At 41.5% G+C, this 13,626-nt stretch carries 15 protein-coding genes; 14 read left to right on the forward strand and 1 reads right to left on the reverse strand.

Annotated features, from left to right (window positions below; all coding sequences use genetic code 11):
* The first annotated feature begins 4 nt into the window (after positions 1-4).
* The 14 genes from ACFEL9_RS06595 to ACFEL9_RS06660 all read left to right on the forward strand — a co-directional run bounded on the left by ACFEL9_RS06595 (position 5) and on the right by ACFEL9_RS06660 (position 12,432).
* Complete coding sequence (locus ACFEL9_RS06595; RefSeq protein ID WP_385887403.1) at positions 5-952, forward strand: HlyD family secretion protein; 948 nt, start codon at positions 5-7, stop codon at positions 950-952.
* A 54-nt stretch (positions 953-1,006) separates the two neighbouring features.
* On the forward strand, positions 1,007-1,966 hold the full coding sequence (locus tag ACFEL9_RS06600; RefSeq protein ID WP_385887405.1) for an ABC transporter ATP-binding protein: 960 nt from the start codon (positions 1,007-1,009) through the stop codon (positions 1,964-1,966).
* A gap of 1 nt (position 1,967) precedes the next feature.
* The gene (locus ACFEL9_RS06605; protein WP_385887407.1) at positions 1,968-2,711 is read left to right on the forward strand and encodes an ABC transporter ATP-binding protein; all 744 of its coding nucleotides are present in this window, start codon (positions 1,968-1,970) and stop codon (positions 2,709-2,711) included.
* A 28-nt stretch (positions 2,712-2,739) separates the two neighbouring features.
* On the forward strand, positions 2,740-3,846 hold the full coding sequence (locus ACFEL9_RS06610) for an ABC transporter permease (protein ID WP_385887410.1): 1,107 nt from the start codon (positions 2,740-2,742) through the stop codon (positions 3,844-3,846).
* On the forward strand, positions 3,843-4,961 hold the full coding sequence (locus tag ACFEL9_RS06615) for an ABC transporter permease (protein ID WP_385887413.1): 1,119 nt from the start codon (positions 3,843-3,845) through the stop codon (positions 4,959-4,961). Before ACFEL9_RS06610 ends, ACFEL9_RS06615 begins: the two co-directional genes overlap by 4 nt.
* 88 nt (positions 4,962-5,049) lie before the next feature.
* Positions 5,050-5,451 (forward strand): hypothetical protein, encoded by a 402-nt coding sequence (locus ACFEL9_RS06620; protein ID WP_385887416.1) that lies wholly within the window; start codon positions 5,050-5,052, stop codon positions 5,449-5,451.
* Positions 5,452-5,575: 124 nt separating this feature from the next.
* A complete protein-coding gene (infA, locus tag ACFEL9_RS06625) occupies positions 5,576-5,794 on the forward strand; it encodes a translation initiation factor IF-1 (RefSeq protein WP_276501374.1) in 219 nt (72 codons plus the stop codon).
* A 31-nt stretch (positions 5,795-5,825) separates the two neighbouring features.
* The gene (gene ykgO / locus ACFEL9_RS06630; RefSeq protein ID WP_038084689.1) at positions 5,826-5,942 is read left to right on the forward strand and encodes a type B 50S ribosomal protein L36; all 117 of its coding nucleotides are present in this window, start codon (positions 5,826-5,828) and stop codon (positions 5,940-5,942) included.
* A 93-nt stretch (positions 5,943-6,035) separates the two neighbouring features.
* Positions 6,036-6,416: a 30S ribosomal protein S13 gene (gene rpsM / locus ACFEL9_RS06635; protein ID WP_276501375.1), complete on the forward strand. Its 381-nt coding sequence runs from the start codon at positions 6,036-6,038 to the stop codon at positions 6,414-6,416.
* A 179-nt stretch (positions 6,417-6,595) separates the two neighbouring features.
* Complete coding sequence (rpsK, locus tag ACFEL9_RS06640) at positions 6,596-7,003, forward strand: 30S ribosomal protein S11 (protein WP_276501376.1); 408 nt, start codon at positions 6,596-6,598, stop codon at positions 7,001-7,003.
* Positions 7,004-7,205: 202 nt separating this feature from the next.
* Complete coding sequence (rpsD, locus tag ACFEL9_RS06645; RefSeq protein WP_385887422.1) at positions 7,206-7,811, forward strand: 30S ribosomal protein S4; 606 nt, start codon at positions 7,206-7,208, stop codon at positions 7,809-7,811.
* Between the two features lie 100 nt (positions 7,812-7,911).
* Positions 7,912-8,913, forward strand: a complete 1,002-nt coding sequence (locus tag ACFEL9_RS06650; protein ID WP_276501378.1) for a DNA-directed RNA polymerase subunit alpha — start codon at positions 7,912-7,914, stop codon at positions 8,911-8,913.
* A gap of 199 nt (positions 8,914-9,112) precedes the next feature.
* Entirely contained in the window at positions 9,113-9,613 is a 501-nt protein-coding gene (gene rplQ / locus ACFEL9_RS06655) for a 50S ribosomal protein L17 (RefSeq protein ID WP_385887425.1), read from the forward strand.
* Positions 9,614-9,852: 239 nt separating this feature from the next.
* Positions 9,853-12,432, forward strand: coding sequence for a phosphoenolpyruvate carboxylase (locus ACFEL9_RS06660; RefSeq protein WP_385887428.1), 2,580 nt, complete (start codon positions 9,853-9,855; stop codon positions 12,430-12,432).
* A gap of 74 nt (positions 12,433-12,506) precedes the next feature.
* Here the strand turns inward: ACFEL9_RS06660 and ACFEL9_RS06665 are convergent, their stop codons facing one another.
* Positions 12,507-13,616 carry an outer membrane beta-barrel protein gene (locus ACFEL9_RS06665; protein WP_385887431.1) on the reverse strand — a complete coding sequence of 370 codons (1,110 nt, stop codon included), beginning with the start codon at positions 13,614-13,616 and terminating at the stop codon, positions 12,507-12,509.
* Between the last annotated feature and the right edge of the window lie 10 nt (positions 13,617-13,626).

Genomic DNA, 13,626 nt, shown 5'->3' on the forward strand with positions numbered 1-13,626 from the left:
ATTTATGCGTAAAAGAATTTTTATACTGCCGCTGACCCTTTTTTTATTGGCAGCTTGTACCAATAACGATCATGAATTTGATGCGATGGGCACATTTGAAACCGATGAGGTGATCGTATCATCCGAACTGGGTGGAAAGATCCTGTCATTTACGATCGACGAAGGAGATACGGTGAGTAAAGACAAGATAGTGGGGGAGATCGATGCAGAAAATACAAAGTTGCAAAAAGAGCAGGTAGAAGAAAGTATCAGGTCATTGGGCCAAAAGACTTCGGATGTATCACCACAGGTAAAGCTACTGGAGGATCAACTGGCCGTACAGCAGGCAAAGCTTGCCAATCTCCAGCATGAAAAAACAAGAACAGAAAATCTATTAAAGCAAGATGCAGCTACCGGCAAGCAACTGGATGATATCAACTTTCAAATCGAATCGGTGATGAGGGAAATGTCGGTAACCAAACAACAGATCAATGTGCAGCGGAATAATATTTCTACGCAAAATAGAAGCATACTAAGCGAAGGAAAACCGCTGGAAAAAAGGGTTGCGCAATTGGATGACCAATTGAAGAAAGCAAATATTGTGAACCCTGTGACCGGTACCGTTACAACAAAATATGTAGAGGAAGGTGAAATTACTTCTCCCGGTAAAGCCTTGTATAAGATCAGTGACCTGTCAACGATGACACTGCGGGCATATATAACCGGTGTTCAGTTATCCAAGGTCAAATTGGGACAGCAGGTGAAAGTACTGGTAGATGACGGGGCTGACAGGTATAAAGAATTGAGTGGGACAATCACCTGGATATCTGATAAAGCTGAATTCACTCCAAAAACTATCCAGACAAAAGATGAGCGGGCCAATCTTGTATATGCGATAAAAGTAAAAGTGAAGAATGATGGCTACCTGAAGATCGGGATGTATGGAGAGGTGAAATTACCCCCTAACCCCTAAAGGGGCGTTTAGAAAGATTACGTGTGATAATGGAAATTTAAAAAAAAGGAACCTGTGAAAGAAACTAAAAACATCAGGGCTAACAGCTCCTTTTCAGGAGATGGGGGCGTTGTTGCCGACAACATTGTCAAATTTTACGGTACTAAAAAAGCTGTTGTACAGGCATTGCAGGGAATCAGTTTTAGCGTGGGCAAGGGCGAGTTGTTTGGTATCATTGGTCCGGATGGAGCTGGGAAGACATCCCTATTCCGCATTCTTACAACACTGTTGTTGCCCGATGGTGGAAGTGCGAAAGTGGATGGCTTTGATGTCGTAAAAGATTTCAAAGAGATCCGGAAGAGAGTAGGCTATATGCCGGGCAAATTTTCGCTGTACCAGGATCTGACCGTTGCTGAAAACCTGGAATTTTTTGCTACGATTTTTAATACCAGTATTGAAGAAAATTATGAGCTGATCAAAGATATCTATGTACAGATCGAGCCTTTTAAAAATCGTCGTGCCGGAAAATTATCGGGAGGAATGAAACAAAAGCTGGCTTTAAGCTGTGCCTTGATACACCGGCCATCTGTTTTGTTTTTGGATGAACCTACTACAGGCGTGGATGCAGTTTCGAGAAAAGAATTTTGGGAAATGCTGAAAAAATTAAAGGAGCAAGGGATCACCATTTTAGTGTCCACTCCTTATATGGATGAAGCCAGTCTTTGTGACCGGGTCATGTTGATGCAGGAAGGAAAAATGTTGTCGATGGATACACCCCAGGGAGTGATTGCAAAATTTGGCAAACCTCTGTGGGCAGCCCGTGCAACGAATATGCTTGAGCTTTTAAACGAGTTAAAGCGATTCGAAGATGCTGAAGACAGTTATCCCTTTGGTGAATATCATCATGTGGTGTTAAAAAATGGTTTTAATGAAGAGCGGCTAAGGAATTACCTGCTGACAAATAATAAAGATGTTGAATTAAAACCGGTGCAGCCAAATATAGAAGATTGTTTCATGGCTTTAATGAAGAGTTAATATGAATGATAAAGCAATTATAGCAGATCAGTTGACCAAACGGTTTGGCGATTTCACTGCCGTCAGTGAAATATCATTTGAAGTAAGCAAAGGTGAGATTTTTGGTTTTTTAGGAGCGAACGGTGCCGGTAAAACAACAGCGATGCGCATGCTTTGTGGTCTTTCAATTCCGACTTCCGGCAAAGCTTCGGTTGCCGGGTTTGATGTATTCAGGCAAACAGAACATATCAAAAAAAACATTGGTTACATGAGTCAAAAGTTCTCCTTGTATGAAGATTTGACCGTGAAAGAAAATATGCGATTTTATGGTGGCATCTATGGAAAAACCGATGCCTTTATAAAGGATAAAACTACAGCTATCATTGATGGACTGCATTTGCAAAAAGAGGCCAACAAACTGGTTAAATCATTGCCGCTTGGCTGGAAACAAAAGCTGGCGTTTTCCGTAGCTATTTTTCATGAACCGCAAATTGTTTTTTTAGATGAACCAACGGGCGGCGTTGACCCGGTAACGAGGAGAGAGTTTTGGAACATGATTTATAAAGCGGCAGCCGATGGCATTACCGTTTTTGTTACGACGCATTACATGGATGAAGCGGAATATTGCAACCGGGTAAGCATCATGGTGGATGGTAAAATAGAAGCCCTGGATACGCCGGCAGGTTTGAAGAAGTCGCTCAATGCGAAATCAATGGATGAGGTTTTTTTGATGTTGGCAAGGAATGCCAAACGGACGGCTGATTAATGCCGAACAACATTTTCAATTTTATCGGATGAAGCAATTTATATCATTTGTAAAAAAAGAATTTCACCACATTTTTCGTGACAGGCGCACCCTGCTTATTTTGTTGGGAATGCCCGTCGTGCAGATCATCATTTTTGGATTTGCGTTGACTAATGAAGTGAAGAATGCGAAGATTGCTGTGTTTGATCAATCCAGGGATGTGGCCACCGCCTCGTTGCTGCAGGAAATAAATGCCAGCCGGTATTTTGACATCGAAGAAAATCTCTATTCATATAAGGACATTGAAGCCGCTTTTAGAAAAGGAAAAATAAAGCTGGCCATTGTCTTGCCCAGGAACTTTAATGAAGAGCTGCAGCACTTTAACAAAGCACAGGTTCAACTAATCGCTGATGCCTCTGATCCCAATGTTGCTACCACGCTTACCAATTATGCCAGTGCTATTATCCTAAACTACCAGGATCGCATTACGCATGACCGCAAGCTGCCGTATACGATCAACACCGAGACAAGGATGTTATATAATCCCCAGCAAAAAGGAGCCTATAGTTTTGTGCCGGGTGTGATGGCGATGGTGCTGATGCTGGTATGTACGATGATGACCGCCATTACTATTGTCCGGGAAAAAGAATTGGGAACAATGGAAATAATGCTGGTTTCACCAATGCAGCCCTTAAAGATCATTTTGGCGAAAGCCGTTCCTTATCTATTGTTATCGCTGGTCAACATTGCAAGTATTTTATGTTTAAGCGTTTTTGTGCTGGATGTGCCGATCAATGGAAGCATCCCATTTCTTATTGCTGAAAGCACACTGTTTACCATTACCTGCCTTGTATTGGGGTTACTCATTTCTTCTTCCACCGCATCACAGCAAACCGCCATGTTTATTTCGCTAACAGGAATGTTTTTACCTACTATTATGCTGAGCGGCTTTATGTTCCCGATTGAAAACATGCCAAAGCCATTGCAGCTGCTATCGAATATTGTGCCTGCCCGCTGGTTTTATGCCATTGTAAAAGACGTGATGATAAAGGGAGTGGGGCCGGCAGGTGTTTGGAAGGAAACGCTGGTATTAATCGGGATGACACTAGGGTTACTGGTACTAAGTATTAAAAAATTTAAGATCAGATTGGCATGAGAAGTTTACGTTTTTTATTACAGAAAGAGTTCCGGCAGATCTTCCGCGATAAGTCTATCCTGCGGATCATCTTTGTCATGCCGATGATACAACTGCTGATTCTCCCATTAGCGGCCGATTACGAAATGAAGAATATCAAGCTAAGTGTTGTGGATCATGATCACTCGGCTTACTCCCGCCAATTAATCAACAAGATTACGGCTTCCGGGTATTTTCAATTAAATGACTATTCAGGGTCTTTTAAAAATGCTATAACGGAGGTAGAAAAAGATCACTCGGATATTATACTTGAAATTCCAGCCCATTTTGAAAAAGAACTTGTGAAAGAGGACCAGGCAACATTATTTGTAGCTGCTAATGCCATTAACGGGGTAAAGGCCGGGCTGGGTAGTTCCTACCTGCAAAGCATTATCCGGGATTATAACCGTGAGGTTCGAACGGAATGGGTACAGTTTCCCCGATTTAACCCTGAACTAAATATTGAAGTCACTTCTTCCAATTGGTTCAATCCTTTTCTTAATTATCATTATTTCATGGTACCCGGTATCCTGGTGATACTGGTGACAATGGTAGGCGCTTTTCTCACTTCATTAAATATCGTTCGGGAAAAGGAGATTGGAACAATTGAGCAAATAAATGTAACACCTATCCGAAAGCATCATTTTATTTTGGGTAAACTAATACCTTTTTGGATCCTGGGTCTCCTGGTGATGTCGATTGGTTTCCTGATTGCGAGGATCGTATACGGCATCATACCGGCCGGAAGCTTTTTTACCATTTATGTTTTTGCTGCCTTGTACCTGCTGGCTGTTTTGGGGCTGGGTTTGTTGGTCTCGACTTATACGTCTAACCAACAGCAAGCCATGCTGATCTCCTTTTTTATGATGATGATCTTTATTTTGCTGGGGGGGCTTTATACATCCATTGATAGCATGCCGGATTGGGCCCAGTGGGTTACTAAATTCAATCCGGTATCTTATTTTATTGAGGTAATGCGGATGGTGGTTCTAAAAGGAAGCAGCCTGGCTGATATCAGCAAATACTTGTGGATAATGGCGGCATTTGCTGTTGGCCTCAATAGTTGGGCGGTGATTAATTATCGAAAAAGGAGCTAGTTCTGGTGTAGGGCATTACCGAAAATTAAATCACGGCCGGTTCAATTTTCAATTTTTCGTTATATTCGGATAACTAAAAACGAATGCTATGCTCAAACTCGGAGATTTAAAACAAGGCGACCATATTTTATTAAATGATGAGGGTGTAGAAAGAGAAGGGACGGTAGTAAAAGTGAGCCATGAGGAACGGCAGGCGCTGGTAAATAACGGCGTACAGGAATTTTGGTATAACCTCGATGAGATCCGGCCAATTCCCCTGGACGAAAAGCAATTGATGCGGTTGGGCTTTACCAAAGAGGAGATGAACGGGTCCGGAGCCGTAAAATATAAAAAGGACTCTTTCAGGTTGCTACTTCCTCATAAGGATGATTTTTCGAACATTGAAATGTGGTGGCGGGAAGATCGCCGGCATTTTAACTTTCCACTTGGCGTACATGATTTGCAAAATTTGTATCATGATATGACCAAAGTTCCTCTTGGAATACATTAATAATAAATGAGTTAAGGGCTTTTTGCCCGGTTAAATTATTAATTTAGTTTTGGGCCCCGAAAAATAATCGGGGTTTTTTCTTTTTGTGGGTTCATCCTCCTATCTTTGCACCCCTAAAATTTGTATGTCGAAACAACCCCTTATTAAACAAGATGGTATCATTCTGGAAGCCCTGTCAAACGCCATGTTTAGGGTGAAGCTGGAAAACGGTCACGAAATATTGGCAACCATCTCTGGAAAAATGAGGATGCACTACATCCGGATTTTGCCGGGTGATAAAGTAGGAGTGGAGATTTCGCCGTATGATTTATCAAGGGGAAGAATCATTTTCAGATACAAATAGTCTTTGACTGTTTGGCAGAAAAGCAAATATTATGAAAGTTAGAGCATCCATTAAGAAACGTAGCGCAGATTGCAAGATCGTTCGTCGTAAAGGCAAACTGTACGTAATTAACAAAAAAAATCCCCGCTTCAAGCAGCGCCAGGGATAATAGACAATTAGCAATATGCAATGTGCAGCTTACCCATTGTCAATTGCCTATTGCCAGTTTGAATTAAAAGAATCAAAAAAATAATAGAAAACTATGGCTCGTATTGCCGGTGTTGATTTACCAAAAAATAAAAGAGGCGAAATAGGTCTGACCTATATCTATGGTATTGGTCCATCTACTGCTAAATATATTCTGGATAAGAATAATATTAGCCGTGATAAGAAAGTACATGAGTGGAATGATGAAGACCTGAATGCAATCCGTAACACCATTACGGAGGAGTTAAAGGTTGAAGGTCAACTTCGCTCTGAAGTGCAAATGAGCATCAAGCGTTTGCTTGATATCGCTTGCTACCGTGGCCTTCGTCATCGTAAAGGGCTGCCGGTTCGTGGTCAGCGTACCAAGACCAATAGCCGTACAAGAAAAGGTAAACGTAAGACAGTAGCCGGTAAGAAAAAAGCCGCTAAGAAGTAATAAACGGGAGTTCGGAGTCTCAGCAATGAGATTCCGAATTCTTCATTATACGACTTACATTTAAATGAATCAATTGCGGATCGCTTCGTAAGTCAGCAGGAGGATTGATTCAGTTTCGGGTTCAGTTTTGAAGCCGGAAATTTTTAAAAAAGAGAAAAGATTACCTCAGAACAACAATTATGGCAAAAGCACAAGCACAAAACAGCGCAAAAGCTGCAGCTAAAAAAAGAGTGGTGAAAGTGGACGCTTACGGCGATGCACACATTTCAGCTACATTCAACAACATCATCGTTAGTTTGACCAACAAAACGGGCCAGGTTATTGCCTGGAGCAGCGCTGGTAAAATGGGCTTCAGAGGTTCTAAAAAGAACACGCCTTATGCAGCTCAGATGGCTGCAAGCGACGCCGCAAAAGTGGCGCTGGATGCAGGTTTGAAAAGAGTAGATGTATATGTTAAAGGACCAGGCGCAGGCCGTGAAGGAGCTATCCGCTCTCTCTCCCAGTCAGGTATAGAAGTAGTGATGATCAAGGATATCACTCCGTTACCACACAATGGTTGCCGTCCTCCCAAGAAAAGAAGAGTTTAAAAGGAAGAAGTTGGAAGGCGGAAGCCAGAAAAACGGAAAACTACTTTAATTGTAAGCAACTTTTCTGACTTCTTACTTCAGACATCTGACCTCGACATATTTGAGCCAATTTGGTTTCATTTTAAAAAGGGTGCTTGATTGATTTTTTAACGCTTTTACTGATCAAAGCACCGGTACAAAAAAGCGTAAATGAATAAAAACTATGGCACGTTACACTGGTCCAAAGACCAAGATCTCCCGTATTTTCGGTGAGCCAATTTTAGGCAATGGTAAATGGTTGGGTAAAAACAGCAACCCTCCCGGTCAGCACGGTGAAAAGCGTAAACGTAAAACTTTAGGTGAATACGCTTTACAGCTTCGTGAAAAACAAAAAGCCAAATACACTTACGGCATTTTGGAAAAACAATTCCGCAAAACATTTGAAGAAGCTTCCCGTATCAAAGGGGTAACAGGTGAAAACCTTATCAAATTACTTGAAGCCCGTTTGGATAATACAGTTTATCGTATGGGTATTGCTCCCAGTCGTCCTGCTGCACGCCAGTTGGTAAGCCACAAACATGTGGAAGTAAACGGTGAGGTAGTAAACGTACCTTCTTATCAATTGAAAGCCGGTGATATCATCACTATCAAAGAAGGTAGCAAAGAAAGAACTTCTATCACAAGCGTAATTAAAGGAAAGAATCCAAAGTTCAGCTGGCTGGATTGGAATGAAACTGAACTGAAAGGTACTTTCATTACCTACCCGGAAAGAGAAAACGTTCCTGAAAATATCAAGGAACAACTGATCGTAGAGTTGTATTCTAAATAAGAAAGCCGCGAGCTATGAGCCGTGAGCTTCGAGCCTTTGCTCACAGCTCGTAGCTAAAAGCTCACAGCTTTTCCCAATCATTTAAAAACTAAATCTAAATATGGCCATTTTAAATTTCCAGAAGCCGGATAAGATCATACTGCAAAAAGCAAATGATTTCGAAGCTCAGTTCGAGTTTCGTCCATTGGAACCTGGTTATGGTGTAACCATTGGTAATGCGCTACGCCGTGTATTGCTGAATTCATTAGAAGGTTATGCAATTGTTGGCGTAAAAATAGAAGGTGTAGAGCATGAATTTGCTACCATGAAGGGTGTTTCAGAAGATGTGGTGGAGATATTCCTTAACCTGAAACAGGTTCGTTTCAAAAAAATCGTGGATCACGAAGTGGCAAATGAGAAGATCATTTTGTCGTTGAAAAATAAAACTGAATTCACGGCTGGTTTGATTGGTGAGGCAACTCATTCTTTCCAGATCATGAATCCTGATTTACTAATCTGTACGTTGGATTCATCTGCCAAGATGGATATTGAACTGACTATTGGTAAGGGCCGTGGTTATGTTCCTGCTGAAGACAACAAACCAAAGGATGCTCCATTGGGTTATATTCCGATCGATTCTATTTACACTCCGATCAAGAATGTAAAATACACGATTGAAAATACCCGTGTGGAACAACGTACAGACTTTGAAAAGCTGATCATGGAAGTTTCTACCGATGGTACTATCCATCCGGAAGAAGCGGTGAAACAGGCTTCAAGGATCCTGATCCAGCATTTGATGATCATCACTGATGAAAACATCACTTTCGACAACAAAGAAGAGAAAAAAGAAGACCTGGTGGATGAACAAACCCTGCAGTTGCGCAAAGTGTTGAAGACTCCATTAGAGGACCTCGATCTTTCTGTTCGTGCTTTCAACTGTCTGAAAGCTGCTAAGATCAACTCATTGAGTGAGCTGGTGCAATATGAGCAGGAAGACCTGATGAAGTTCCGCAACTTCGGCCAGAAATCATTGGCTGAAATTGAACAGGTGTTGGGTGAAAGAGGCCTTGGCTTCGGGATGGATCTTCAGAAACTGGGTGTTGATAAAGATGAACTGTAACCCCCGATCCTGAAGAGGAGTTTGGAAAGTTCTTTTAATTTTTTTTTTAATAAAGGCTTATTAGCATCTAATGAGCGAAGGCTGTAATTCCTGACACGGTACAGCCGGATATTTTATAACATGAATTTGGAATAAGGATTTTGTAAGAATGGTTTCATTTTCACATCTCCACATTTTCAAATTTTCAAATTAAAACGTCATGCGTCACGGAGACAAAGTAAAAAATCTTAGCCGCACCAAAGCACACAGAGATGCTTTGTTGAGCAACCTCGCCTGCCAGTTAATTGCGCATAAGAGGATCGTAACCACAGTTGCCAAAGCAAAAGCTTTGCGTGTTTATGTGGAGCCACTGATTACAAAGGGTAAAACAAATACTACTCACGAACGTCGTGTGGTATTTAGTTATTTACAGGATAAAGAGGCCATCAAGGAATTGTTTGGTACCGTAGCTGAAAAAGTAGGTGGTCGTCCCGGTGGTTATACCCGCATCATTAAGTTGGGTGCCCGTCCTGGTGATAATGCTGAAAAAGCATTGATCGAGCTAGTGGACTTTAATGAAATCTATGGTAAGGGTAAAGGTGAGGCCAAAGAAGCAGCTAAGAAAACCCGTCGTAGCCGTGGAGGTTCTAAGAAGACTGAAGCTGCTAAAACAGAAGAGTCGAAGAAGGAAGCAACTACTGAAGCTAAAGCAGCGGAGTAATTTTTTTCTAACGAATATTTATACCCCGTCTCGCCTTAGGCCAGACGGGGTTTTTACTTTAAAGAGTAGTTTTTTCTGCCTGCGTAAAATGAATTATTTTCATGTGTTTATTACTATCGTTCTTAGCCACATGAAATTCGCCGAATAATAATTGCGGTAAACAAAACACTATTATTTGGCTCATTTTCAGACACGATTGACTGCTTGCCGGTTATACCAGAATTTTTAATTTTCATTGCATGAACCATCAGTCAAACAGACCATTACAAAAGTATCGGAATGAAGTTGGGATACGTTTTCAACTTTACAACAGCCTTTTTACTTCGTTGCCTTTTCACCGGATTGAAAAGACGGGAATTTTATTGTCCTTATTATCCAGTAACTGCGAAGAAGGATACAAGAAAAACTTAAGCCCTATTCGCATCATCGACGAATTTTTTACCAAGCATACCTCCTATTTTAATGAGAAGGATAAGACTGATTTGCTTTTCCGGTTTGTACAATATCTCGAAAGACAGGTTGTACTATTCGATGCCCTGGAGGATGCTGCGTTTAAAGAAGTACATGATCTGAATGGGGTCGGTACATTAAAGCATATCGAGTCAGAAGTGATCCAGGATAATAAAGAAGAAGAACTGGAAAAGAAGTTAATAGACTTTTCCATCCGGCTTGTATTAACCGCGCATCCTACACAGTTTTATCCGGGTTCTGTCTTAGGTATTATCAATGATCTGGCAAGAGCTCTTGCTGATAACAACACGAATGTTGTAAATACTTATTTGCAGCAGTTGGGAAAAACTCCTTTTTTCAAAAAGAAAAAGCCCACGCCTTATGATGAGGCCGTCAGTTTGATTTGGTACCTGGAGAATGTTTTTTATTCAGCTGCCGGTAAAATATTGTCGTCACTAAAGTCGAAATTTCCGGATGCGGTGAGTGATGAAAACCCAATTATCAGAATGGGATTCTGGCCCGGTGGTGACAGGGATGGAAATCCATTCGTTACAAGTGATATTACACTACAGGTGGCAGACGCATTGAGAGGAAGTATTATTAAATGCTATTACCTGGAAGTTCGCCGGTTGAAGCGCAGACTTACATTTGAAGGTGTTGATACAGTGTTAGCCGAATTGGAAAATAAATTATACAGTAACCTTTTCATCCCGGGGCTTAAAACCAGGCTAACCAAAGAAGAGATTTTGGCTACATTGGAGCAAATACGCCAAACAATCATTCACCAGCATAATGGATTGTTCCTGCATACGGTCACTAATCTTATCAATAAAATAGAGGTATTCGGATTGCACTTTGCTTCGTTAGACATCCGGCAGGAAAGTTCTGTGCACGGGAAATTGTTCCAGGCACTGGCGAATAAACAACATGTGCTGCCTGCTCACTATGGCGAGCTAACTGACGATGAAAAAATCAATGTATTAGGAGCTATCGATAAGACGGCCGATATTGAGGAGTTAGAGGATCCCATACACAAGGATACACTCAAGTCTGTTCAGTGTGTAAAGACGATACAGCAATTCAATGGCCCGGAAGGATGCAACCGGTATATCATCAGCCAGTGTAACAGTGCACAGAATGCTATGGAGGTTTATGGGTTATTTCTGCTGGGAGGATGGAAGCCGGAAGAAATGAATATTGACATTATACCATTGTTTGAGACCATCGGCGATTTGAAACACGCTGCACAGGTAATGCAAACATTATATACCAACCCAGTCTACCGTGAGCATTTAAAAAGAAGAAATAGCAAGCAAACAATTATGCTTGGTTTTTCCGATGGTACCAAGGATGGTGGTTACCTGATGGCCAACTGGGGAATTTATAAAGCAAAGGAAGAGCTTACTGCTATATCACGCCAGTACAATATCCAGGTGGTATTTTTTGATGGCAGAGGCGGTCCTCCCTCAAGAGGCGGTGGTAAAACGCATAAGTTCTATGCTTCGATGGGTCAGAATATTTCGAATGAAGAAATACAATTGACCATACAGGGCCAGACAGTAAGTTCCAACTTTGGTACGATAGACTCTGCACAGTATAACATGGAGCAGCTGTTGAATGCGGGCATCACCAATGAGTTGTATGCACATTTGCAAACGACATTTACAAAAGAAGAAGATGCACTGCTGCAGGAACTTTCTGAATTTTCTTATAACGCTTACCAGCGATTAAGAGATCATCCTTACCTGGCAGATTACCTGTTGCAGGCAAGCCCTTTAAGATTTTACAGTGAAACGAATATCGGGAGCAGGCCAGCAAAAAGAGGGGCATCTTCGGGACTTACTTTGAAAGATCTGCGGGCCATACCATTTGCCGGTTCATGGAGCCAACTGAAGCAGAACGTAACAGGATTTTACGGTGTAGGTTCGGCACTTCGTAAAATTGAGGAGCAGGGAAAATTCCCTGCAATAAAAGAGCTGTATAAAAAATCATTGTTCTTTAAAACCTTGCTCGACAATTGTGAGATGGCAATGCTGAAATCATTTTTCCCACTGACGGCTTATCTCAGCAAGCATAAGTTGTTTGGTGAGATATGGCAAATGATATTTGATGAGTATGAACTGACACGCCAGTACCTGACAAAATTATCGGGCCATACGGAGTTAATGGCTGACTACCCGGTGGATCAGTTGTCGATTCAAATGCGTGAGCGGATTGTATTACCGCTGCTTACTATTCAGCAATATGCTCTTACCAAAATCAGGGAGATAGATGAGCAGCTTGTACAGGCGCCGGTGAAAGAAGTATATGAGAAGCTGGTGATGCGTTGTTCGTTTGGAATTATTAATGCAGGGAGAAATTCAGCATAAAAGCCACACTTTTCTATATTAAAAATGCCGGACACGAATCCGGCATTTTTAATAGCACTAAGATAATAAAGTTATTAAAATTTCAATACCGCTGCCAGCAGACCGGTAAATGTTGATTTTGTCGGATCCGAATCGCCATCGGTAAATATTTCATCTTTGGCAGTTTCGAAACGTAATTCAGGAATAATGGTAAGCGGGCCCACTTTATAGTTCAACGATAAAGTATTGGCAAAAATATTATCAGTTGGGAAATAAACATTTTTGCTGTCGCCAATATATTCGCTTCTTAGCGTAAGCCCGATTTTGGGGCTAGGGTCAGCATTCAAATAAAGAGCAGTTCCCCACCAGGACCCATCTTCATCTGTTGATCCATTAGCTTGTTTCCTGGATTGCAGCGTTCCGTTGAAGCCTATATTAAACTTACTGCTAAGAGTTCCCAGTAAAACCAAATCCAACTGGTTTAACGATTTTAAACCACTTGGGTTGCTACCGCTCTTCGATCCTCCAAAGCCCACATAGTTCAAATAATATTTGAAAGCTCCTTCGCCAGCAGAGCCGCTAAACTGCGCCAAAGCAGTTTTTACAGAGGTAGTAGAGGTGCTTTGATCAGTGTAGTTTGCTACGCCAACCATAAACCCGACAGGGCCGGCAGTAATATCTGCCTTTAAACCGGTATGAAAGAACGGCCCGTTGGTAAACATATAGCTCATGCTATAGTTCCTGTTTAGCGGGGCATCCAGCAATTCATAACCTACATGTGTTCCAAACTTACCCATGGTAAATTTTATTTTGGAGGAAGGCGAATAAGTTACAAATGCCTGTTTTACATTGGACAGAGAGACAAAACCATTCTTGCCGTCGGCTTCGGCTCCATCATTATAAGAAAATTCTTCAGCCCTGCGGCCAAATCCCAGATCTACTGTACCGCCTACTTTTCCTGATAGCGCAGTAAAATCCGCCCGAAGGCTTGCCATACCCAGTTCAAATGAATTTTGAGAATTAGTAAAACTGGTATAATTATTTGTTACATCAGACTTGCCGGCAAAATTATACCGGTAATAAGCATCCACATTGCCCGAAATGGTAAGCGCCTTTGTAGTGTCGTCCTGTGCGATTGCCAATTGGGAAAGTGAAAAAAACAGAGATAGCGTTGTTAGAATAAAAGCAGTTTTTTTTCGTAGCATTGTATTTACA

Origin of the sequence: Terrimonas alba, from assembly GCF_042434975.1 — a bacterium.
GTDB lineage: Bacteria > Bacteroidota > Bacteroidia > Chitinophagales > Chitinophagaceae > Terrimonas_B > Terrimonas_B alba.

Excerpts from the sequence above, each read along its gene's own strand:
- ACFEL9_RS06595 (WP_385887403.1), top strand. The coding sequence starts at position 5 with ATGCGTAAAAGAATTTTTATACTGCCGCTGACCCTTTTTTTATTGGCA.
- rpsM (WP_276501375.1), top strand. The coding sequence starts at position 6,036 with ATGGCTCGTATTGCCGGTGTTGATTTACCAAAAAATAAAAGAGGCGAA.
- ykgO (WP_038084689.1), top strand. The coding sequence starts at position 5,826 with ATGAAAGTTAGAGCATCCATTAAGAAACGTAGCGCAGATTGCAAGATC.
- rplQ (WP_385887425.1), top strand. The coding sequence starts at position 9,113 with ATGCGTCACGGAGACAAAGTAAAAAATCTTAGCCGCACCAAAGCACAC.
- ACFEL9_RS06610 (WP_385887410.1), top strand. The coding sequence starts at position 2,740 with ATGAAGCAATTTATATCATTTGTAAAAAAAGAATTTCACCACATTTTT.
- ACFEL9_RS06615 (WP_385887413.1), top strand. The coding sequence starts at position 3,843 with ATGAGAAGTTTACGTTTTTTATTACAGAAAGAGTTCCGGCAGATCTTC.
- ACFEL9_RS06660 (WP_385887428.1), top strand. The coding sequence starts at position 9,853 with ATGAACCATCAGTCAAACAGACCATTACAAAAGTATCGGAATGAAGTT.
- ACFEL9_RS06665 (WP_385887431.1), bottom strand. The coding sequence starts at position 13,616 with ATGCTACGAAAAAAAACTGCTTTTATTCTAACAACGCTATCTCTGTTT.
- rpsD (WP_385887422.1), top strand. The coding sequence starts at position 7,206 with ATGGCACGTTACACTGGTCCAAAGACCAAGATCTCCCGTATTTTCGGT.
- rpsK (WP_276501376.1), top strand. The coding sequence starts at position 6,596 with ATGGCAAAAGCACAAGCACAAAACAGCGCAAAAGCTGCAGCTAAAAAA.
- ACFEL9_RS06620 (WP_385887416.1), top strand. The coding sequence starts at position 5,050 with ATGCTCAAACTCGGAGATTTAAAACAAGGCGACCATATTTTATTAAAT.
- infA (WP_276501374.1), top strand. The coding sequence starts at position 5,576 with ATGTCGAAACAACCCCTTATTAAACAAGATGGTATCATTCTGGAAGCC.
- ACFEL9_RS06650 (WP_276501378.1), top strand. The coding sequence starts at position 7,912 with ATGGCCATTTTAAATTTCCAGAAGCCGGATAAGATCATACTGCAAAAA.
- ACFEL9_RS06605 (WP_385887407.1), top strand. The coding sequence starts at position 1,968 with ATGAATGATAAAGCAATTATAGCAGATCAGTTGACCAAACGGTTTGGC.